The organism is Pseudomonas sp. 5P_3.1_Bac2 (assembly GCF_025465995.1).
GTDB lineage: Bacteria > Pseudomonadota > Gammaproteobacteria > Pseudomonadales > Pseudomonadaceae > Aquipseudomonas.
This window is the reverse complement of record NZ_JANLNY010000006.1, coordinates 850,189-873,094: the sequence shown is the minus strand read 5'-3', so window position 1 is coordinate 873,094 and position 22,906 is coordinate 850,189. Positions and strand designations below refer to the sequence as shown.

The 22,906-nt window shown below is 56.5% G+C and carries 16 protein-coding genes; 8 read left to right on the top strand and 8 right to left on the bottom strand.

Annotated elements, in window-relative coordinates:
- Positions 1-4: 4 nt before the first annotated feature.
- Complete coding sequence (locus NTD81_RS08300) at positions 5-505, bottom strand: disulfide bond formation protein B (protein ID WP_262181488.1); 501 nt, start codon at positions 503-505, stop codon at positions 5-7.
- Positions 506-846: 341 nt separating this feature from the next.
- Between NTD81_RS08300 and katG the strand changes: the two genes are divergently transcribed.
- Positions 847-3,048: a catalase/peroxidase HPI gene (katG, locus tag NTD81_RS08295; protein ID WP_262181486.1), complete on the top strand. Its 2,202-nt coding sequence runs from the start codon at positions 847-849 to the stop codon at positions 3,046-3,048.
- A gap of 186 nt (positions 3,049-3,234) precedes the next feature.
- The gene (locus NTD81_RS08290; RefSeq protein WP_262181485.1) at positions 3,235-3,771 is read left to right on the top strand and encodes an ATP-dependent zinc protease; all 537 of its coding nucleotides are present in this window, start codon (positions 3,235-3,237) and stop codon (positions 3,769-3,771) included.
- A gap of 39 nt (positions 3,772-3,810) precedes the next feature.
- Here the strand turns inward: NTD81_RS08290 and NTD81_RS08285 are convergent, their stop codons facing one another.
- The 3 genes from NTD81_RS08285 to NTD81_RS08275 are packed head-to-tail and all read right to left on the bottom strand — an operon-like array spanning position 3,811 to position 7,231.
- Positions 3,811-4,464, bottom strand: a complete 654-nt coding sequence (locus NTD81_RS08285; protein WP_262181484.1) for a dual specificity protein phosphatase family protein — start codon at positions 4,462-4,464, stop codon at positions 3,811-3,813.
- The gene (locus NTD81_RS08280; RefSeq protein ID WP_262181480.1) at positions 4,464-5,222 is read right to left on the bottom strand and encodes a phosphatase PAP2 family protein; all 759 of its coding nucleotides are present in this window, start codon (positions 5,220-5,222) and stop codon (positions 4,464-4,466) included. Before NTD81_RS08280 ends, NTD81_RS08285 begins: the two co-directional genes overlap by 1 nt.
- 50 nt (positions 5,223-5,272) lie before the next feature.
- Entirely contained in the window at positions 5,273-7,231 is a 1,959-nt protein-coding gene (locus tag NTD81_RS08275; protein WP_262181477.1) for an LTA synthase family protein, read from the bottom strand.
- A 112-nt stretch (positions 7,232-7,343) separates the two neighbouring features.
- On the opposite strand from NTD81_RS08275, the gene NTD81_RS08270 reads away from it, so the two are divergent.
- The 3 genes from NTD81_RS08270 (at position 7,344) to NTD81_RS08260 (ending at position 10,109) form a co-directional block, all read left to right on the top strand.
- On the top strand, positions 7,344-8,027 hold the full coding sequence (locus NTD81_RS08270) for a response regulator transcription factor (protein ID WP_262181475.1): 684 nt from the start codon (positions 7,344-7,346) through the stop codon (positions 8,025-8,027).
- A complete protein-coding gene (locus NTD81_RS08265; protein WP_262181471.1) occupies positions 8,017-9,309 on the top strand; it encodes a sensor histidine kinase in 1,293 nt (430 codons plus the stop codon). Before NTD81_RS08270 ends, NTD81_RS08265 begins: the two co-directional genes overlap by 11 nt.
- Positions 9,310-9,419: 110 nt before the next feature.
- Positions 9,420-10,109: a class I SAM-dependent methyltransferase gene (locus tag NTD81_RS08260; protein WP_262181467.1), complete on the top strand. Its 690-nt coding sequence runs from the start codon at positions 9,420-9,422 to the stop codon at positions 10,107-10,109.
- 281 nt (positions 10,110-10,390) lie between these two features.
- Here the strand turns inward: NTD81_RS08260 and NTD81_RS08255 are convergent, their stop codons facing one another.
- The 4 genes from NTD81_RS08255 to NTD81_RS08240 form a co-directional block, all read right to left on the bottom strand.
- Positions 10,391-11,791, bottom strand: coding sequence for an efflux transporter outer membrane subunit (locus tag NTD81_RS08255; RefSeq protein ID WP_262181465.1), 1,401 nt, complete (start codon positions 11,789-11,791; stop codon positions 10,391-10,393).
- Positions 11,788-14,970: an efflux RND transporter permease subunit gene (locus NTD81_RS08250; protein WP_262181462.1), complete on the bottom strand. Its 3,183-nt coding sequence runs from the start codon at positions 14,968-14,970 to the stop codon at positions 11,788-11,790. Before NTD81_RS08250 ends, NTD81_RS08255 begins: the two co-directional genes overlap by 4 nt.
- Positions 14,971-14,983: 13 nt before the next feature.
- A complete protein-coding gene (locus NTD81_RS08245) occupies positions 14,984-16,213 on the bottom strand; it encodes an efflux RND transporter periplasmic adaptor subunit (protein WP_262181459.1) in 1,230 nt (409 codons plus the stop codon).
- A 163-nt stretch (positions 16,214-16,376) separates the two neighbouring features.
- Complete coding sequence (locus tag NTD81_RS08240; protein WP_262181457.1) at positions 16,377-17,294, bottom strand: LysR family transcriptional regulator; 918 nt, start codon at positions 17,292-17,294, stop codon at positions 16,377-16,379.
- Between the two features lie 254 nt (positions 17,295-17,548).
- On the opposite strand from NTD81_RS08240, the gene NTD81_RS08235 reads away from it, so the two are divergent.
- From NTD81_RS08235 to NTD81_RS08225, 3 genes are all read left to right on the top strand, one after another.
- Positions 17,549-18,568: a zinc-dependent alcohol dehydrogenase family protein gene (locus tag NTD81_RS08235; protein ID WP_262181454.1), complete on the top strand. Its 1,020-nt coding sequence runs from the start codon at positions 17,549-17,551 to the stop codon at positions 18,566-18,568.
- 305 nt (positions 18,569-18,873) lie between these two features.
- Positions 18,874-21,498 (top strand): ATP-binding protein, encoded by a 2,625-nt coding sequence (locus NTD81_RS08230; protein WP_262181452.1) that lies wholly within the window; start codon positions 18,874-18,876, stop codon positions 21,496-21,498.
- Positions 21,495-22,676, top strand: coding sequence for an EAL domain-containing response regulator (locus NTD81_RS08225; RefSeq protein ID WP_262181451.1), 1,182 nt, complete (start codon positions 21,495-21,497; stop codon positions 22,674-22,676). Before NTD81_RS08230 ends, NTD81_RS08225 begins: the two co-directional genes overlap by 4 nt.
- Positions 22,677-22,906: the final 230 nt, after the last annotated feature.

Here is a 22,906-nt window from a genome sequence, read left to right as displayed (position 1 = left end):
GCAGCTAGCGGCGCAGCGCCCGGACTGCGCTGTACAGCACGGTCAGCAAGAGCACGCTGACACTGAGCAAAGTCCAGTAGGTAAAGGAAATGCCCAGAATGGCGTAATCGTTTTCGCCGCACACACCGGCACTCATAAAGACGTCGGGGAACCACTCATGCAGCGGTAAGGTGAAGGCATAGAAGGGGAAGGGCGAGCAGCTGGTGCTGGGGATCAGGCCAGTCTCGATCAGCACCAGATGAGTATTGTCGTAGACCGCCCAGCCGCTAGCGACGACCAGAATCAGCCAAAACGGCAGGCTTAACAGGCGCAGCTTAGCCGTCTCCAGTAGCACGATAAGCAAACTACTCACCCCTGCACACAACAGCCAAAGACGAATCTGTACACACAGCGTGCAAGGTTCCCAACCGGCAACATGTTGCAACAGCAGCGCTGCGGCGAGCATGGCAAAACAGGCGAAGCTGATCAGGCTTAACAGCCGGGTGATGGACTGAGGTCGAGACATCCGAAGCTCCAAAAGAATAGAAAGGCAGGGGGCAAAACGAGACGGGTTTCACCGTAACAAGGGCGGCTTAGGATGATCCTCTGGGGCAGGCCAAGCAAGTCTGTAACACCCAGACAACGGATTAAATTGACTGCCAGCAAGGCGCAAAACAACATGTAAAACAATTCTACAGAAACTGATTTCGGTCAATGAAAGTCAATAAAGCCCAAGCCCCCGCCAGCTGACTCGTTATAGTCAGATTTTCCTGATGTATTGATGGGATACGTAAATCCTATTGGCTGAATCAATGCTTGCTCGTCATTCTCAGTCAATCTGTCAGCGGTCATTAATAGGAGATCATCATGTCTAATGAATCTAAATGCCCCTTCTCAGGCGGCCAAAAACCAGCCCCGACTGCCTTGGCGCCCACCAACAAAGACTGGTGGCCGAACCAACTGAAGCTGGAGATCCTTCATCAGCATGGCGCTAGCAGCAACCCGCTGGACCCTGACTTTGATTATGCCGAGGCGTTTAAAAGCCTCGACCTGCAGGCCGTTATCGCGGACCTGCATGCCCTGATGACCGACTCGCAAGATTGGTGGCCGGCTGACTGGGGCCACTATGGCGGCTTGATGATCCGTATGGCCTGGCACGCGGCGGGGACTTATCGGATTCAAGACGGTCGCGGCGGTGCCGGCACCGGCAACCAACGTTTCGCCCCGCTCAACAGCTGGCCGGATAACGCCAACCTGGACAAAGCCCGGCGCCTGCTGTGGCCGATCAAACAGAAATACGGCAACAACATCTCCTGGGCTGACCTGATCGTCCTGGCTGGCAACGTCGCACTGGAATCCATGGGCTTGAAAACCTTCGGCTTTGCCGGCGGGCGCGTGGATATCTGGGAGCCTGAGCAAGACATCTATTGGGGCGCTGAGCACGAGTGGCTGGCCACCAGTGACAAGCCTAATAGCCGTTACAGCGGCGAGCGTGATCTGGAAAACCCGCTGGCAGCGGTGCAGATGGGCTTGATTTATGTGAACCCGGAAGGTCCGGACGGTAACCCCGATCCGCTGGCTTCGGCACGCGACATCCGCGAAACCTTTGCCCGCATGGGCATGAACGATGAAGAAACCGTGGCCCTGATCGCCGGCGGTCATACCTTCGGTAAAGCCCACGGTGCTGGCGATGCCGCGCTGGTTGGGCGTGAGCCAGAAGCCGCTGGGATCGAGAGCCAAGGCCTGGGTTGGATCAACCAATACGCCAGTGGCAAAGGTGAGCACACCACCACCAGCGGTATTGAAGGCGCCTGGAAGCCTAACCCGACTACTTGGGATGACGGCTTTTTTGCCGTGCTGTTCGGTAACGAGTGGGTGCTGACCAAGAGCCCGGCCGGGGCCAAGCAGTGGACGCCGAAAAATCCTAAGCCTGAGCAAATGATCCCGGATGCCCACAACCCGGCCAAACAATTCCCACCGATGATGACCACAGCGGATCTGGGCTTGCTGTTTGATCCGATTTACAAGGAAATCGCCCTGCGTTTCCACAAGGATCAAAACGCCTTTGCTGATGCTTTCTCCCGCGCCTGGTTCAAGCTCACTCACCGCGACATGGGCCCGATTGCCCGCTACCTCGGCCCGTTAGTGCCCAGCGAAGTGCAAGTTTGGCAAGACCCTGTGCCAGCGGTGGATCACCCACTGATCGATGCGCAAGACCAAGCAGCGCTGAAGGCCCAGGTTCTGGCTTCAGGCTTGAGCGTGGCGCAACTGGTCAGCACCGCCTGGGCTTCGGCCTCGACTTTCCGCGGTGGTGACAAACGTGGTGGCAGCAACGGCGCCCGTGTGCGCTTAGCGCCGCAGAAGGACTGGAGTGTAAACCAGCCTGAGCAACTGGTCGTTGTGCTGAGCAAGCTGCAGGGTATTGCGGATGCTTTTAACAGCGCCCAAAGCAGCGCTAAGCGCGTGTCCCTGGCTGACCTCATCGTGCTGGCCGGTAACGCCGCCATCGAGCAAGCGGCCCAGCAAGCCGGCCAATCGGTCAGCGTGCCGTTCCGCGCAGGGCGCACCGATGCCAGCCAAGAGCAAACCGATGTTGAGTCGTTTGCCGCGATGGAGCCGCTGGCCGATGGCTTCCGCAACTACTACCGCGCCGATGTGGCAGGGTATCAGGGCGAATTGCTGATCGATAAAGCCCAACTGCTGACCCTAAGCGCACCGCAAATGACCGTGTTGGTTGGCGGCCTGCGTGTACTGGGAACTAACTTTGCACAGAGCAGCTACGGGGTACTGACCCAGCGTCCAGGCGTGCTGAGCAATGACTTCTTCGTCAACTTGCTGGATATGCGCACGGCCTGGCAGCAATCGGCCAAGCAAGGTGTGTTGGAAGGGCGTAACCGCGCAAGTGGCGAGTTGCAGTGGACGGCCACTGTGGCCGACCTGGTGTTTGGCTCCAACTCGCAACTGCGTGCCATCGCTGAGGTCTATGCGCAGAACGACAATCAGGCCAAGTTTGTGCGTGATTTTGTCGCAGCATGGGACAAAGTGATGAACCTCGGCCGCTTCGACTAGGTCATACCCCACTCACAGCCTTAGGGTTGTGTTCACACAAAGCCTGACAAGCAGTTGTCGGGCTTTGTGCTTTTAGCTCTTTTAAGTTTGTTTTAAGCCCAGAGGGTTAGCCTTTCTCCCTGGTGATTAATAGGAGTTTTGCCTGTGTTTGCTCTACCCGGTCCAGTCAATTTTTTCGGTGGCTCAATGAAGGTTCTGTGGCTGAGCGCTATTACCGCGCTTTTGCCCATCAGTGCATTAGCGGCCGACGCAGAGAACAACGATCCGCAGATTCTCGGTTTGCACGAGTATGTGCACCTGCCTGAGCTGCAGCTGCAATTACCAGCCAAGTTGGATACTGGCGCCGAGACAGCTTCACTGAGCGCGAAGAATATTCACGTCTTTAAACGCGACGGAGGCGAGTGGGTACGCTTTCAGTTGGGTTTGGATGATGAGCAGGGCGAACAAGTCATTGAAAAGCCGCTGGTGCGCATGAGCTATATCAAACGCCGTGCCGGTGATCGGCAACATAATGATGCCCAGCAGTTCACCGAGCGGCCAGTGGTCGCGATGGACGTGTGTGTCGGTGATGACCTCAACACCATCGAGGTCAACCTCACTGACCGTAGCGACTTCCAGTTTCCTATGCTGATTGGCTCGCGTGCGCTGAAGGTACTTAATGCGGCGGTGAGCCCTGGTCTTAAGTACTCGGCTGGCAAGCCCAGTTGCGTACAAACCAGCTAAAACCAGTGCCAGCCAGCAACCGCTGGCTGGCATGCATGTTTAGTGACGGGTCAGTGCTCCTAGCCATTGGCACAGGGCCCACGGCGAGGTGCTGCAGGAGCCATCTTGCAGAGCGAGCTGCAGAGCATTGATGTCCAGGCGTGTTAGATAGTTCTCGGCATCAGCCATACGTTCCTCCCCTCCAAATCCGCCTTGTTGCATCTCGGCTAACGCCTGCTCCTTGCTCCAGCCTTGGTAGACAACGCGGTATATCGCCGCGATTAAGCCGGTGCGGTTCTGCCCATGCTTACAGTGGATCAATACCGGGCCATTGCTCTGGGCCAAGCGAATACTGCGCAGCACCTTGAGCACATCAGCGTCATTAATGCGATCGGTACGAAGCGGCAGTTGCACTTGCTTTATGTTGGGGTCGTTCAGCCAGTCGCTATCACTGTGCTGATAGAAGTTGATGACGGTTTTAATCTGCAATTGCTCAAGGGTCGGGAGATCAGTGGCGTCAGGTAAGGCACTGCGATAGAGCCCGTCATCCATACGATACAAGTTGAATGACGGCTGCACAGCACTGGCCCAGCTAGCCGGGCGCGTTGGCAGCGGTGTATTGCCGGCACTGGCCTGGCTGAGCGTCGCACTGAGGGACAGAGCCGCCAGCAGCACAGCGGCACAAACTTGGCGAATCAGGCGCGCGGTGATCATCACTGTTTACCCAGTGTTGCTAGGTGGATGCCCTTGGGTCGATAGAGCAACCAGCGATAGCACAGCGCGCAAATCGTCCAGTCAATCAACAACGTCCAGACGTTATGCGAGAGGAAGTGCGCGCCCTGCAACATGCGACCCACGGAAAACACCGTACCCAAGGCTAAGGCAAACACCAAGGCGCCACGGGCCAAGCGCGGGCGGCGATCACGTAGGGCAAAAAATAAGGCGAGCAAGGCAAAACCTGACGAGGCATGTCCACCTGGCCAGCAGCGCCCAGGTTTATCGGTAACTGGGCGCTGATCGAGCAAGTTGCTGTAGGTTTCCGTTGCGCCAAACTCACTTAAGTTCCACGGGCACTGCACGGCGGTGAGGACTTTAAGTGGTGCCACCATGCTGGTGGACAAGGTCAGCGACAGAACCAAATAACCCAAGGTGAGGCGCTGTGGTTTGAGGCGTTGAACAAAGAGGCTGGCGATAAAACCCACTATCACAAGTACGCCAAAGAGGATCACCGCTTGCTTGGCGCGGTCGTGGAGGAAGTCCTCCAGCACGAAACTTTTCGCCCCAATAAAACCTACCCCGGGTTGGTAAAACCAGTGGGCGAGGGCGAAGTCCAAGGGCGCGGGCTCGACGATCAGTAGTAGCACCATGCAGAGCAGGGGAATGCTCAGCCATAAGCGAAAATTAAACGGCCGTGAGGAGTGTTGCGCTACGGCCTGGGGGCTGTAACGAAAATCATTGGCTAAATCGGTCATCAAGCGACTCCGTACTGGCACCGCAAGCGGTGCCAGACATCAAGGCGGGGTTAACGTTTGCTGAATTGCTGTGTGTTTACTTCCTGGGGGTGCCAAGTCAGTAGCTGTTTCTTGAAGGCCATGCTGGCCCCTTGGTAGTAGGCAATGTCGCGGCGTAGCAGAGGATCGCTGTTGTTGCTCTTCAACTCATGACTAAGACCCAAGGCATCGTCATGCCGGCGCATACCTTGGCGTGGGCTCAGAATGGCCAGACTTTGCCCGTCAAACAGCCCCAGGTGCTGGTAGTTGCCGATCACTGCCCGGCCTGGGGCGCGGTCATCGCGTAACACGTTGCGCCCAAAGAAGGTCGAGGTGTAATCGAGGTTGAGCAAACCGAGTAGGGTCGGGGCGATATCAATTTGGCTGGCCACATCAGTGAAATCACGCGGCGCGATATTGCCCGGCGAGTAAATAAACAGCGGGATGTGGTAGTTCGCCACTGGCAAGTCTTCATTCCCGGCACTGCCTGCAGTGTGGTCGGCGACGAACACAAAGATAGTGTCTTTGAACCAGGGCTTGGTTTTGGCTTGCTTAAGGAACTCACCAATGGCGTAGTCGGTGTACTTCACCGCGCCTTCACGACCTTCGCCTGAAGGGATATCAATACGGCCATCAGGGTAGGTGTAAGGGCGGTGATTGGAGGTGGTCATCAGTTGCAAGAGGAACGGCTTACCTGCGGCAAAATCGCTATCAGCAACCTTCAAGGTTTCCTTGTAGAGATCCTCGTCGGCCATGCCCCAAGCGTTTTTAAAGCTGATGTTGGTTTCATCGATACTGCTTTGGTCTACCACGCGGTAACCGTTACCGCTGAAGAAGGCGTTCATGTTGTCGAAATAACCGCGTCCACCATAGATGAACACGCTGTCGTAACCGGCCGCATCGAGTTGCTGGCCGAGGCTGCTGTAGCCACTTTCACGGCCAATGCGTTTAACGATAGAGCGTCCCGGTGTGGGCGGAATCGACAGGGTAATAGCTTCTAAACCGCGGTCAGTACGGGTGCCGGTTGCGTAGAAGTTGTTGAAGCTCAGGCTCTGTTTACGCAGCTCATCTAAGTTAGGCGTCAGACCGCGCGGATCGCCAAAGCTGCCGAGGTACTTGGCGCTCAGGCTTTCAATGGTGACCAACACCACGTTGAGTTTCTTGGGTTGTCCACCATTGTCGATCTTGCGCCGTATATCTATAGGATCGTCATTGACAAAGGTCGCGTTGGGTTCGCTGACTTCATTGCGCAGCAGGCTGGCTACCGCCTGATTAGGCAGGGTGCTGTAAAACTGCTGATAATCGAGCTCGTTATTACGAAAGGCAGCAAAGAATTGATAAGGCCCATTACTGGCCAATTCGTGTTGATAGGTGTTACCGCCAATGCCACGGGGAGCACCCTGACCAATCACCAAGCTACAGACGCCGGCCAGTACCGCCAGTCCTGCCAGGGTCGCAAAGCTGCTCCCGCGGGGCAGAGTTGGGGCCTTAAGTGCGGCCATCAGCGGTTTGTACAGCAGCACTGCGGTTAATACGGCGACCACTGCCAAAGCGGCGAGCAGCGGATAGATGGGATAAGACTCAAGGATGTTGTTCACCACCTCCTTGGAATAAACCAGATAGTCCACGGCGATAAAGTTAAAGCGCACGCCAAACTCATCCCAGAACAGCCACTCAGCTACGGCGGTAAACAGCATAACGAACACACTGAGCGCCATCACGCCGAGCATCAGGCGTTGATGCCAGCGTTGCCGCCACAGGCGGTTAGGGCACAGCAGCAAATAGATGGCCAACGGCAGTAAGGCGTACAGCAGGAAACTCAGATCGTAGATCAGGCCAATGCCGTAGATGCCGAGCAATTGGCTAACACTTGCCTGGGCATCGCCTAAGTGGGTGAGCAGTAAGACGCTGCGGGTCAGAAAAAACACCAGCAACCATGACAGTCCGATAATGGACAGATACCGTAGCTGAGCGTAATAAAGCCGGGACATCATGAAATCCTTGTGAGATGAGTCCGGCAGATTTTTGCCAAGTGCATGTGAGTGGCGCGTCAATACGCCGTGAAAAATTCGTTACTTAGGGACTATTTAAGAGAGTTAATGCATGCGCATTCTGGTCATTGAAGACAACCGCGACATCCTCGCCAACGTGCTCGACTACTTGCAGCTCAAGGGTTTCACCGTGGATTGCGCGCAAGATGGCTTGGGTGGACTACACCTGGCCAGCAGTGGCCACTACGACCTTATTGTGTTGGACATCATGCTGCCGGGCATCGATGGCTTTCAGGTTTGCCAACGCTTACGCGAAGACGGCAATAACGAAGTGCCGATCCTGATGCTGACCGCCCGTGATGCCCTCGATGACCGACTGCAAGGCTTGCGTTCCGGTGCTGACGACTATCTGATCAAACCCTTTGCCCTGTCCGAACTGGTCGCCCGTATCGAGGCGATTTTGCGCCGCAGCCAGGGCAGCCGTAAGCGCCAGTTAAAGGTGGCCGATCTGGTTTATGACCTTGACACCTTGCATGTCAGCCGCGCCGGGCAAAGCCTCAAGCTCAACCCGCTGGGCTTGAAAATCCTCGCCTTGCTCATGCAAAAAAGCCCGGCCGTGGTGCGCCGCGAGGTGCTCGAAGAGGCCATCTGGGGCGATGACACGCCCGACAGCGACAGCCTGCGCAGTCATATCCATCAACTGCGGCAAGTCCTCGATAAACCCTTTGCCAAGCCCTTACTGCACACGCTACACGGTGTCGGTTTTCGCTTAGCGGAGCTTGATCATGAACACTAAGCAACCATTTGCGCAGCGCATCTTGGTGGCGTTTGTGCTGATGACCGCCATCGTCAGCGGTCTGTTTTCCTTAGGCATTGTCGCCGTGGTGCATTTCATCGAGGGCCATTTGGTTTCTCAGGAACTGGGCCGCGAGCTGAGTCAGATCCTCCACGAAGACCTTAAGCATGGCCGCGCGCCGCGCTTGGATGCCAGCACCCGTTTTTTTGCCTCCGACAGTGACCAGTACCCCATACCGCCGCAGTACGGCAAAGTTAAAGAAGGCTTCAATGAGATGGTCGAGGGCGACCAGGCTTATTACTTGTATGGCCAGGAAATTAACGGGCGCACTTATCTGTTAGTGCAAGAACAGCACGAATTTGAATCCCGTGAGCAGGCTCTGTTTAACGTGGTGTTAGCCGGCTTCCTGTTTGCCGTGCTGGCTTCCTGGGGGTTAGGCGTGATCATGGCGCGCAAGGTGATGGCGCCCATCAGCCGCTTAGCTGGGCAAGTTCGCCACCGTGATCAGTTGCACTCCTTAGCGCCGCCCTTGGCCCCGCAATACCCGGATGACGAAGTCGGGCAACTGGCCTCAGCGTTCGACAGCACCCTGGGCCAGGTCCGCCAATCCTTGGAGCGCGAGCGCCTGTTTACCAGTGACGTCAGCCATGAGCTGCGCACTCCGTTGATGATCATCGCCACTTCCTGCGAGTTGCTCGCCGAAGGCCAGTTGAGCCCCCGTGAACAGGAACAATTAGCGCGCATTAATCGTGCCTGTGACGATATGCAGCATTTGGTGCAGACCTTCTTGCAGTTGGCCCGTGACAAACGCAATGCCAGTGTCGACATTAAATGCGGGGTTCAAAATATCATTGAGGCGCAGGTCAGCCATTGGGCCCCCTTGATCGAACAGAAGGGCCTGTCTTTCAACCTGCGCTATGAGGGTCAACCACCGGGGCTGTTTAACCCCACGCTGTTGGCCACGGTGCTGAGTAACTTGTTGCGTAATGCCTTGCATTACACCGAGAGCGGCCACGTCAACTTGATCGTCACCGAACAGGGTTTTAGCGTGGAAGACACCGGCATCGGCATTCCCACCGAGCAGCAAGAGTATATGTTCCAGCCATTTGTCCGCGGTCAGCACAACCGAGGGGAGGGCTTGGGGCTGGGCTTGTCGTTGGTCAAACGCATCTGCCAGGCCCAAGGCTGGCAGATAAATTTGAATAGCTCGGCTAGTGGCGGCAGTTGCTTTAATGTGATCTTGTTTGACGATCAAACAGAGTCAGCGGCAGTCCCTGCATAAGCCGTAAGTTATTAAATTTATTCATTTAACGCATTTTTCACATGACCTTGACGCGTTGTTGATACGCCGCTGGATAGTCTGGCGGCGCATTCATTCAAGGACACCGTGTGATGAACAAAACGCCGCCCATTGAACTGGAATTTTCGCGTAAATACGACAAGCAACATTCCCAGCATTATTTGCGTAAACACCGGGCCAACTTCGCCCGGCGCTTGTCCCATTGGCGCGATGTACAGGTTGGCCGTCAGGCGCTGAAAATGGCCGGCGAACCTGACTTGGTACTCGATTTGCCCTGCGGTGCCGGGCGCTTTTGGCCGATGTTGGCCGAGCATAAAAGCCGCGTGATTATCGCCGCCGATAACTCTGCCGCCATGCTCAGTGTGGCTCAGGCCGCACAGCCAGCGGAGGTGGTGAAACGGGTCAGAACCCTGAGAACCTCTGCCTTTGCGATTGATCTGGCCGACAACGCAGTGGATAGCATTTTCTGTATCCGCCTGCTGCATCACATCGAATCCAGTGATAACCGCCTAACCATCCTGCGTGAGTTTCACCGGGTTAGCCGCGACACCGTGATCGTCTCGCTGTGGGTAGATGGCAACTTCAAAGCGTGGAAACGCAAACGTCTGGAACAGAGCCGCAAAGACGCGGGGCGTGGTGGAGAAAACCGCTTTTTAGTCACCCGTGATGTCATTGAGCAAGAGTTCCGCCAAGCCGGTTTTAGCATTATCGGGCACAAAGATTTCCTGCCCGGCTATGCCATGTGGCGGACCTATGTGCTGAGAAAAAACACCGCGCTCTAAGTCACAGACTTACTTCTCACCCCACAGCGGCTCTGCCGTTGTGGGGTTTTTCTTGTTCGCAGCAATCGCACTCTGACGTGCTCAACCCCGCAAGACTGATGCGCGCAAATACCGGCGATCTAAGTGAGGCAAAAAACCGCTGCGGCGGATTTGCCTGGCGCAGCGCAAATTCCACATCTAAGTGCTGGAAAGGAAAAATTCTTGGCATTAAAAAACCCCACAACTAGACAAACAGTCGTGGGGTGCAAAGGGCTGGCTAAGCCAACCTCGGGGAGAGTCGGTTAAGCGTCGGGAGCTAGGCCACCACCCAACGCGCGGTAAATGGCAACGATACCGCTGTACAAATCAACCTCGGCCTGTGCTTGGGCATCTTCAGCCGTTAAGCGCTGGCGCTGCGCATCAAGCAGAGTCAAGTAGTCGGTCTGGCCTTCGCGATAGCGTAGTGTGGCTTGATCAGCCGCCGCACGACTGGCCTCGGACTGGCGCACCAGAGAGAGCAGACGCTGTTGACTTTTGCTGTAGCTGCTAAAGGCATTAGCGGATTCCTCCAGAGCCAACAACACCTGCTGCTCGTAGGTTGCCACGGCGCCTTCAGCGGTGGCTTTGGCACCGCGCAAACGCGCCTTAACGCTGCCCAGATCAAACGCCGACCAGGTAATCGATGGTGTCAAACTCCAAGCCCGAGCTACTGATGAACCCAACTGCGAACCACGCCCGGCGGTAAAACCCAGGAAGCCGCCCAAGCTCACCTGCGGGAACAAATCGGCGGTTGCCACGCCAACATCGGCGGTGGCCGCTGCCAATTGCCGCTCAGCCGAGCGGATATCCGGGCGCCGCCGCAGTAGCGCCGTTGGATCACCAATCGGCAGTGCCTTGCTGATGGCCGGCAGTTGTTTCGGCGCTAAATCGACCGTCATATGCTCAGCTTGCTGGCCGAGCAGGGTGGCGATGCGATTGCTGGATACCGCTTCAGCGGCCTGCAGTTGCGGCACGCTGGCTTCGGTAGCAGCCAAGGTGGCTTCACTGCGCAGCACGTCGAGCTCATCGCCCACACCGTTGTCACGCAGTTGCACGGTGAGGTCGTAGGTCTGCTTCTGGTACGCCAAGTTGTCGCGGGCGATCTTTTCCCGTTGTTGATCGCCGCGCAGGGTGCCATAGGCGTTGACCAGCTCGGCGATCATGCTGACTTGCAGCTGTTGCAGGTCCGCTTCCGCGACCTGGATTTGTGCCTCACTGGACTCCAATTGGCGCTGGATGCGGCCGAACAGATCGACCTCCCAGATCATGTCCAGCCCCAGGTCATAGCTCTCGGTCTTTTGCCGTTCGCTGTCTGAGCCTGGCACTAACGAGCGGCCGAAGCTGCCCGAAGTGCGGCTAGTGACCGTAGGGAAACGGTCATTCGCCACATCATCGCGGATCGCCCGGGCGGCTTTGAGGCGGGAGAACGCCACTGCCAGATCACGGTTGTTATCCAACGCTAACTCAACCAGCTGATTCAACGTCGGGTCATCGAACTGCTGCCACCATTTCGCCTCGAAACGCGAGTGGTCGTAGCCTTGGCCGGTTGACTCAACCGGCGCAGTAGCACTTGATTTTGGGGCCTTGTAATCAGGCCCCACCACACAGGCAGCCAGGGCCAGGCTTAACAGGCTGGGAATCAGAACAGGGATAATTGCTCTCATTTTGCGACTCCACTGGCTTGAGCCAAGGCTGCTTTTTGCGCTTGTTTCTTCTCGACATAGGCGCGGATCAACACGTAGAACACCGGGGTCAGTAGCAGACCAAAGAAGGTCACCCCGAGCATGCCGCTAAATACTGCGACACCCATGGCATGGCGCATCTCGGCACCGGCGCCGGTAGACAGCACCAGCGGCACGACCCCCATGATGAAGGCGATACTGGTCATCAGAATCGGCCGCAGGCGCAGACGACAGGCCTCCAGCACAGCACTCATACGATCCTTGCCTTCCTCTTGCTGCTCCTTGGCAAACTCGACAATCAGAATGGCGTTCTTGCAGGCAAGCCCGACCAATACGATCAAGCCAATTTGGGTGAACACGTTGTTGTCGCCACCACTTAAGATCACCCCGGTAATGGCCGAGAGCAACGTCATAGGCACGATCAGAATCACCGCCAGTGGCAGGCTCCAGCTTTCGTACTGTGCAGCCAGTACCAAGAAGGCCAGCAGCACACAGATGGGGAAGACGATGATCGCGGTGTTACCGGCGAGGATCTTCTGGAAGGTCATGTCGGTCCACTCGTAGGTCATGCCGTTAGGCAGTTCCTGATCGAGCAGTTTGGCCATGGCCTCTTCAGCTTGCCCGGAGCTGTAGCCTTGGGCCGCGGCGCCGTTGATTTCAGCAGTGAGGAAACCGTTGTAGTGCATCACCCGATCCGGGCCTGCGGTTTCTTCGACCTTAAGGATGGACGCCAGCGGCACCATTTCCCCAAGGTTATTGCGCACTTTCAGTTGCCCGATCTGTTCGGCATCCATACGGAACTGTTGATCGGCTTGCACGTTGACCTGATAGGTACGGCCAAAACGGTTGAAGTCGTTGGTGTACAGCGAGCCCAGATAAACCTGCAAGGTGGTGAACACCTCGTTTAAGTCGATACCGTGGCTCTTGGCCTTTTCCCGGTCAATGTTGGCGTACAACTGCGGCACGTTGACTTGGTAGCTGGTGAACACCGAGTTAGGGTTTAACTCCGGCAGGGTCCGTGCTTTGGCGATGACTTCTTGGGTGACTTTGTACATCTCGTTATAGCCCAAGCTGCCACGGTCTTGCAGTTGCAAACGGAAGCCGCCCAGGGTGCCCAAGCCCAGTACTGCCGGTGGCCCGAATAGCACCACGTTGCCATCTTGAATCTCGGCAAATTGACGGTTCAGATCCGCTGCAATGGCTGGCCCACTGAGGGATGGGTCCTTACGTTCGTCAAAGGGCTTGAGCGGGGTAAACACCACCGCACTGTTCGGGCTATTGGTGAAGCCGTTAATCGACAGCCCCGGATAGGCCACCGCGTTCTGCACACCTGGGTGCGCTTTGGCGATGGCGCTCATGCGCTCAGTCACTGCTTGGGTGCGGTCCAGGCTCGCGGCATCCGGTAGTTGCACGAAGCCGACCAGATATTGTTTGTCTTGCTGCGGCACGAAACCAGTCGGCGTTGTGGCAAAGCCCAGATAGGTCAGCCCCATTAACCCGGCATAGACAATCAGCGCCACCGTGCTGCCGCGTAGCACTCGGCGCACCACGCCAACATAACCGTTACTGGCGCGGCTAAACAGGCGGTTGAAGGGGGTGAAGAACCAGCCCCCGAGGATTTTATCCAAGAAGCGCGAGAAGCGATCTTTAGGTTGGTCATGGCCCTTAAGTAACACGGCGGCCAGCGCTGGCGACAAGGTCAGTGAGTTAAACGCCGAGATCACGGTAGAGATGGCAATGGTCAAAGCGAACTGCTGATAAAACTCGCCGGTTAAACCGGTAATAAACGCCGTGGGCACGAACACTGCACAGAGCACCAGAGCCGTCGCGATGATCGGCCCGGTCACTTCCTTCATCGCCTTGATCGTCGCCTCGACCGGAGACAGTCCTAAGGCGATGTTTCGCTCGACGTTTTCCACCACCACGATGGCATCGTCCACCACAATCCCGATCGCTAGCACCAAGCCGAATAAAGACAGTGCGTTGAGCGAGAAGCCGAGCATATGCATGGCGGCAAAGGTACCGACCAACGACACCGGCACGGCCAACAGCGGAATCAGCGAGGCGCGCCAGGTTTGCAGGAACACGATGACCACCAGCACCACCAGCACCATGGCTTCAAACAGCGTATGCACCACTGCCTCAATAGAGCCACGGACGAACACGGTGGGGTCATAGACGATGGTGTAGTCCATGCCTTCTGGGAAGCTCTTCTTCAGCTCTTCCATGCGCTTGCGCACGGCTGAGGACACATCCAAAGCGTTGGCACCAGGCAGTTGGAACACCGCCAAGGACACGGCTTCCTCGTTGTTGAGCAAGGAGCGCAGGGCGTACTGGTTTGAGCCTAATTCGACCCGGCCAATGTCTTTCAAGCGGGTGATCTCACCATTAGCCCCGGAGCGAATAATGATGTTTTCAAACTCTTCTTCAGTGACCAAGCGGCCCTGGGTGTTGATCGACAGTTGGAAGCTACTGCCAGGGGCTGGCGGTGCACCGAGCGAGCCGGCCGCAACCTGACGGTTTTGCTCCTGGATCGCGGTCACTACATCATTGGCAGTCAGGTTGCGCGAAGCTACTTTGTTCGGATCGAGCCACACGCGCAGGGAATAGTCGCCTAGGCCCAGCACGCGCACATCACCGACGCCATCCAAGCGGGCAATCTCATCACGGATGTTGACCGTGGCATAGCTGGACAGATACAGCATGTCGTAGCGCTTATCTGGGGAGATCAAGTGCACGGCCATGGTCAGGTCCGGCGAGGCTTTATCCACGGTCACCCCGAGGCGCTGCACTTCTACCGGTAGTACCGGCATGGTGCGAGTCACCCGGTTCTGCACCTGGACTTGGGCAATGTCCAAGTTGGTACCTTGGGCAAAGGTCACGGTCAGGGTAAGGCGCCCGTCACTGTTGGCTTGGGACGACATGTAGAGCATCTTCTCGACGCCAGTGATGGCCTGCTCCAGTGGCGCGGCCACTGTTTCGCCAATCACCGTGGGGTTAGCACCTGGATAGGACGCACGAACCACCACAGTAGGGGGGACAACTTGCGGGTATTCACTGATCGGCAGTTGAAACACCGAGATCAGTCCGGCGAGCAGGATGAGCAGTGATAGCACTGCTGCAAATCTCGGTCGGTGAATGAAGAACTGAGAAAAATTCATGGCTATCTACCTATCAACCGCGCGGTGCAGTGCTGTCAGAGTTGGTCTGGGCGGTAGCCTGGCGTTCGAGCAACTGCCGTTGTTTGCTGAGCTCCGCCAGGGTGGAGGCATCGGCCATCGTCTGTACTTCAGCGTCCACGGTATTGCCTGAGCGAATGCGCATCAGGCCATTGATGACAATCCGATCACCTTGCTGCAGACCGCTACGGATGATGCGCAGGCCCAGCAAACGCGGGCCAATCTCGACACCGCGGTACTGCACGGTGCTGTCCTTGCTCAGGACCATCACGTACTTCTTGCCGAGGTCAGTGCCGATGGCCTCGTCCTTCACCAGGATGGCCTCATATTGCTGACTGCCGACCAGCCGGATGCGCGCATACAAACCTGGGGTATACAGGCCTTCGCTGTTATCGAAGACGGCACGGCCATTGATCGTGCCGGTCTGGGTGTTGACTTGGTTGTCGATGAAATCCAGCTTGCCCAAATGGGGGAAGCCTTGCTCTGTGGTTAGGCCCAAGTACACCGGACTGGGATTGCGCACTTGGCCACCGGCTTGGCGAGCCAGTTGGCTGTACTTGAGGAACACCTGTTCATCGGCATCGAAATAGGCATATACCTTGTCGGTGCTGACCACACTGGTCAGACTGGTGTCGCCAGCGACAACCAAATTGCCTTCAGTGATCAAGGCGCGGCTGACACGACCATTGATGGGCGCGGTGATGTGGGTGAATTCGAGGTTCAGCCGGGCCGTATCTAACTGCGCCTGCACCGATGCTGTCGCCGCTTTAGCCTCAGCGGCGGCCGTAGTGCGCGCCTGAGCCAGCTCAGTCGACATGGCATTGCTGTTTAGTAGCCGCTCGCCACGACTGGCCTCGCTTTGTGCGCGAGCTTGGGTGGCTTTGGATTGTTGCAGCAGAGCTTCTAGGCGATTGACCTCAGCAACGAAAGGGCGCGGGTCAATTTGGAACAACAGGTCGCCTTTTTTAACCAAATCACCTTCGCGGAAAGCCACCTTGTCGATGTAACCTGCCACACGAGGCCGGATCACCACCGACTCCGGCGCTTCCAAGCGACCGGTAAACTCATCCCACTCGATAATGGGCTGTTGAATGACCTCGGCGACTGTCACTTTGGTTGCTGCTGAGGCTTGTGCTGACTCTGCACTTTTGCCACAACCACTAAGGGCTAACAGCGCTGCGAAGGTTACGGATAAGGGCCAAGTTCTTACGAGACTTCGATTCATGGTAGAGCTTCCGCCTGAGGTGATTTATGAGGCGGGAGTCTGCTGTCAGTAACGAAATGTCACGAATCGAACGCTACAAAAGTGACTATTATTTTTAATGATTTCGCGATATCAGGTGTGATATCGCGTGATTTCATGAAAACGCAGGTGTTTCTCCTGTGAGCTAATTCAGGCTATCGGGATCGCCGCAAAACATCTGAATCCGCGAGCGTAACCATCGCTCAGCCGGATCATTATCTTGGGCACCACGCCAAACCATATGCAGTTCAAAACTACGACTGGGAATGGGTAAGTCTTCCGCTCGCACGCCACCGGCGGCAGTGAGGGCCGCGGCGGTGTAATCCGGCACTGTCGCGAGGATATTCGTGCCGGTTAGTAGCGTGGCTAATCCCTGGAATTGCGGTAGTGCAAGCACGACTCGGCGCGTGCGCCCAACCTTCTCCAATTCCTCATCGATAAAGCCATTTAAGTCGCCCGAGAACGACACTAAGGCATGGGGCCTTGTGCAGAAGTCATCCAAACTTATATTTCCCGGTGTCGAATCGGCGCGCAGTAATTGTGCTTTGCTACGCCGCAATACTTTGCGTTTGGCATTCGCCGGTAAGTCCTCGGTGTAACTGACGCCTACGGAGATTTCCCCCGAGGCTAACAACGCGGGCATGAGCAAATAATTGGTGCGCCGAATCACCAGCACCACTCCAGGTGCCTCCGCGCGCAAGCGTTTGATCAAGGGCGGCAGCAGACCAAATTCAACGTCATCGGACAGGCCAATACGAAACACCGCATTGCTGCTTTCTGGGTGAAAATCAGCTGCGCGACTGACCGCCGTGGAAATCGAATCCAGCGCTGGCGAGAGCAGGGCGGTGATTTCCATGGCCCGCGCAGTGGGTTCCATACTGCGCCCGGTACGCACAAATAGAGGATCGTCAAACAACGTGCGCAAGCGTGACAAAGCGGCACTGATCGCCGGCTGGCCGAGAAAGAGTTTTTCTGCCGCCCGTGTGACGCTGCGCTCGTACATCAGTGTTTCAAACACAATCAGCAAGTTCAGATCGACACGACGAAGATCGTTACGGTTCATCCGCTATCCATCCTGGAAAGGCACGGTGGGGGCAGGTTTGTTAAGGCTAATGCTGAATCAGGTTGTGGAGCAAGATGCCGGCTATTACAGCTCTCAGCGCAGATCATCAGCGTCAAGCATGGTAAGTATCAGTCATGTCCTGTGGAAATGCTGACTGTGCCCGGATAAAGTTCATGCTTATGAGGGGGCATCACTATTTTGTAGCAAAGTATCGCGTATGTCCCCTAACTGCCAGTCACCCGAAGAGGTTTGTCATGTCTCGCATCGTACGTTTCCATGAGTTTGGCGACGCTTCAGTCCTCACGCTCGAAGAACGTCCAACGCCAGCACCGGCCGCGGGCGAAGTATTAATCGCTGTGGAGGCCATCGGCGTGAGCTGGACCGATGTGCTGTGGCGGCAAAATTTGGCCCACACCCGTGCCCAGTTGCCTGCTGGTTTGGGCAACGAAGTGGCCGGGGTGGTGCTGGCTGTTGGGGAGGGCGTAGATGATTTAGCCATCGGCGACAAAGTCGCCAGCTTCCCTGCGCAAAGCACCAACCGCTATCCCTGCTATGCCGATCATGTGCTTTTGCCACGCAGCTCGCTGGCCCGTTATCCGGCCAACCTGACCGCTGTGCAAGCAGCCGGCCATTACTTTCCATCGATGATCGGTTGGTTTGGCTTTACCGAGTTAGCCCGATTGCGCGCCGGTGAAAGCGTGTTAGTCACCGCGGCCAGTCGCTGTTGGGGGCCAAACATTGTGCAGATGGCCAAAGCCTTGGGCGCCCGTGTGATTGCGGCCACGTCGTTCAGTGAAGATGTGGACTTCCTGAAAGAGCAGGGGGCTGACGATATCATCCTCACCGAGGAACAAGATCTGGTCACCCGGGTGGAAAAACTCACTTCCGGCCGCGGCGTTGATGTGGTCATGGACTCCCTCGGCGGGGCGCAAATGTCGCTGCTGGGCGATGCCTTGGCACCGCGTGGGCGCTTGGTGTTGTTTGATCTGCAAGGCGGCAATGAAACGCCATTTCCGGCCTGCGCCGCCTTCCAGAAAAACATCCAGTTCTTCGTCCACTGCATTGGCAATTTCACCGGCAAAGAAGAGCTGGCGATCCCCCAAGATGAGGTGGCGGTGAACAAAGCCATTACGGCTATTAATCAGCTGACCGGTGATGGCTTGCTGCGTCCTCTGATTGATCGGGTCTACCCGTTGACGGATGTCGTCGCGGCTCACAACTACATCCATTCCTGCCCAACCCGTGGGCGGGTGATTCTGCAAACCGCCGAATAGGCGTCATCTACCTGTCGCTGCGGCTTCGAGACATTTTGGCCGCAGCAGCTGGAGGTATAACCCTCGGCCACTATTAGATTTTTCTGATGGTGACTGGAGCGGCATACAGCCAGCATGAACAGATGCAACTCAGAAACTTTCTGCTATTCAACGACTCCATTTTTTCCACCCCACGAGCAGCCCGTAAATTACTTCGGCTATTGGCTGGGGTGGTCTTGGCGTGCCTGGCGTTAGCCTTATTTTTTTATCTTTCCACACTGTTCAACCAGCAAATTTCCCAGCATCGCCGGGTCATGAACGGGGCCATGTACGATGCCCAGTTGTACCTGTATAAGCGCGAAGCGCTGCTCACCCACCTGAACCGTGGCGTGCTCTACCAAGCGGTGGAACCCTTGCAGTCGATGGGGCGATTGGATCATCCGCTCTCAGCCCATTCGTATATCAACCAGCCCTTGGGCGATCCGGCCAAACGCTGGAGTCTGTTGTTATCCGGCCGCGATGTACGGGAGTTGGATGATAAGCGACTCAACTTGCTGTACGTCGACTCCAGCCTTGGCCAGCCGGTGTATCGCCTCCATGAATCTTTTGCCGGCGGCCAAGACGTGCCCAGCTCAGTACTGGAGCGCTTAGCCAACTGGGACGCCGAAGGTCAGCCGGGCGGTGTGCGTTGGCTGAGCGACGACAGTGGCGCAGTGGTGCGGGTGTATTTGTTCACGCGCATTTCCGACAGCTTGGATGCTGGCTGGCTGGGCATTGAAGCGCGCGGCAGTGATGTCAAAAAAGCCTTGAACGTTCCGGTGGCTGGCAACTTTCAATTGCTTGATCAAGATCAGCATCAGGTGGTGGGTAGCCAGTTAATCAAACCGGGCAAAACCTTAGGTGATGTGTGGAAGGGCGATAGTTTTGCCTTTGCCGGTTTAGGTCCGCTGCCGGCTCGCCTTGAACTGCTCAAGCACTTGGGCAGCAGCGGTTGGGGCCTGATTTATTACGTCGAGTTACGCACTTTAATGGCGCCGTTATGGTGGCCGGTGACCCTCGCGTGGATGCTCGGCTGCGGCGCCTGGATTGTCATCTGGCGTTTATGTCGACGCATCGAAACCCGTTTAATCAATCCCGCCCAGCGCCGCTTAGAGGCCTTGGCAGAAAACGAAAATTTTCTGCGCGCGGTCATCGACGCCTCTCCTGTGGCGCTCTGCGTATTACGCCGCGCCGATGGCAAAGTGGCTCTGGAAAACCGCTTGGCGCAAAAATGGTTAGGTGATGTCGAGGCACGGCAATCCCTCTACGACTGGGTTGTCAGCTCATTTTCCAGCCATAACAGCAATGGCTTTGAAGAGGTTGGTCTGATCGATGACCGCCATCTCTACCTGAGTTACATGCCCACCCGTTACCAGCGCGAAGAAGTCTTGTTCTGCGCCTTCAGCGATATCAGTGTGCGCAAAGAAGTGGAGGCGCAACTGGCCCGCGCCAAGCAACTGGCCGATTCAGCTAACGAGGCTAAAACCCAATTTCTGGCCACCATGAGCCATGAAATTCGTACGCCCCTGTATGGCGTATTGGGCACCCTGGAGTTACTCGGTCGCACAACCTTGGATAACCAGCAGCAAAGCTATCTGTATGCCATTCAGCGTTCGTCCACCGCGCTGCAGCAGTTGATCAGCGATGTGCTGGATGTGGCCAAGATTGAAGCCGGCAAGCTGGTGCTGCGGATAGTCGAGTTTTCGCCCTTGGAATTGCTCCAGGAAGTCATGCAGGGCTATGCCGCATCGGCGCGCAGCAAGGGCTTGCAGTTTTACTTTTGCGCCGACGCGCAGATCCCCGAGCGGGTACGTGGTGACGTCAACTGTCTGCGTCAGGTGCTGAATAACTTGCTCAGTAACGCGGTTAAGTTCACCGACAGCGGGCGCGTGGTACTGCGTGTGCGCATGGAAAGCCGCAGTGCCAACCAACTCACCTTGATCTGGCAAGTCACCGACACCGGTATGGGCATCAGCGCTGCCGAGCAGCCACGTCTGTTCAAACCTTTTTACCAAGTTGCCAGCCAGCCGCAGCGCGCCGGTGGCACGGGGCTGGGCTTATCCATTTGCATGCGTTTAGCCGAGCTGATGCAAGGTCAGCTCAGTGTGATCAGTGAGCTGGGTTTAGGCAGTAGTTTTAATCTCAGGGTGCCCCTGGAAGTCATCTCCAATAGCAGTTCGGGGCCGTCATTAAGCGGCGCGCTCATCCATGTGCACACCCCGGTGCGTGAGCTCTCCGACAACATCTGCAGCTGGCTCAACCGCTGGGGGGCAAAGAGCCAGGTGATTGATGGCCGCTACAACCAAACCAAGGATGCGTTATTGCTGGAAATGCGCCTCGACGCAGGCGCCGAGCCATGCTTGCCGGAGTGGCAGGGCAGGCGCGTGGTGATTTGCGATGAGGGCGCGCAAAACCCAGGCGGCCAAGGCCGTGAATGGCTGGTCGGACCCTATGACCTCGGCATCTTACGCCGGGCGATCACCATGGCCTTGGGCGAGCAAAAAGATGAGCCCATAGCGGACGAGTGCAACGAACGCCTGCCCATGCTCGGGCTGCGTTTGCTAGTGGCCGAAGACAGCATCATCAACCAACTGATCATCCGCGAACAGTTGGAAGCTCTGGGCTGTTGCGTCGAGCTCGTCAGCGACGGTTTGCACGCCTTAGAAAGTTGGCAAGCCGCCGAATATGACGCGGTGCTGACCGATATCAACATGCCAGGCATGAACGGTTACGAGCTGGCGACCGAGCTGCGCCGGCGCGGCTGCAGTGCGCCGATCATTGGCGCCACGGCGAATGCCATGCAGGACGAAAATGACCGCTGCCTGCAGGCCGGCATGAATCTGTGCCTAGTGAAACCTATTGACTTAAACGCTCTGGCCAACTGCTTGGCCACTATTCAGGCGCCTGCATGAACAAATTGGGTTATCGGGTGTTGGTCGTCGAGGATCAACCGTTTCAGCGTGAGCATCTGCTGCACCTATTGCGTGAGCAAGGGCTGATGCAACTAACCTGGGCTGAAGATGGGTTGCAGGCCATCTGTCATTTAGAGCGCGAAGTGTTTGACCTGGTGTTCAGTGATTTGATGTTGCCGCAGGTCGATGGCGTACAACTGATCCAGCATTTGGCTCAGTTGGAACAAAGGCCGCAGCTTGTGCTGATGAGTTCTTCCACTCAACAGGTTTTGACCAGTGCCAGTATCGTGGCGCGCTCTCTCGGGTTGCCGCTGCTAGGCAAGCTGCCTAAACCCGTGCAGGCCAAAGACTTGGCCGACTTACTCAAACAAATCGATCTGCCGCCTAGGCCGCCAGCCCCAGCGCTAACCTCCGTGACGGAGGAAGAGCTGCGCCAAGCGATCGCCAGCGGCCAGCTGACCGCTTGGTTTCAACCCAAAAAATCCCTGCAACACAATCGCATCGTCGCGGCAGAGGCGTTGCTGCGTTGGGTCAAACCTTCGGGGGAGGTGTTGCTACCCGGCATGTTTCTTAGCGTCATCGAACACGCGGGCCTAGATGAGCTGTTGTTGCTCAGCGTGACCCGCCAGGTCCTGCTCGCCCAACAGCTGTGGCAAACAGAGATGGGCTTGGCGATTCCGGTGTCGATTAATTTACCGACCCATTTACTCGACGACGCCGGCCTGCCTGATCGCCTGCTTCAGCTTGTTCAGGAATTACGCGGTGATCCTGCGGCTATTTGCTTTGAATTAACGGAAAACAGCACCGCGCGCAATCCGGTCAACTACTATGCTGGTACCTGTCGACTGCGCATGATGGGTTTTGGTCTGGCTCAGGATGATTTTGGCCAAGGCTACAGTTCCCTGTATCAGCTGCTGTCAACGCCATTCAGTGAGCTGAAAATCGACCGTACGTTATTGCAAGGCTGCATCGACGACGCCCACAAAACCTCGGCCTTGCAAAGCATTATCCAATTGGGCCACCAACTGGGCCTAACCGTCATTGCCGAAGGGGTAGAGACCCAAGCCGAGCTGGACTTACTCAACCAGCTGGGTTGTGACCATATACAGGGCTTTTTAATTGGAGAAGCATTAAACACCCAAGCTTTTGGCCAAACTTTTGCCCTGGCCCAAGCCTGAAAGAACGAGTGACCCAGCACAGAGCGATTTTTTAATGCTTAAGTTTTAACTGGTAACTGCTTTGAGCTGTTGCTGGGGAGTTAGCCTTACAAATGTTCACGGCTTGGTCGCTATTTTCTCCGCTGACAGGCCATAATTCGCTCTAGCTCGGGGCTTTGGTAGCAATTAAACAATGCCAATGGCTACGAGCAGCAAGTACTAAAGGGCGGTTTTCTAAGGATAGGCCCGCT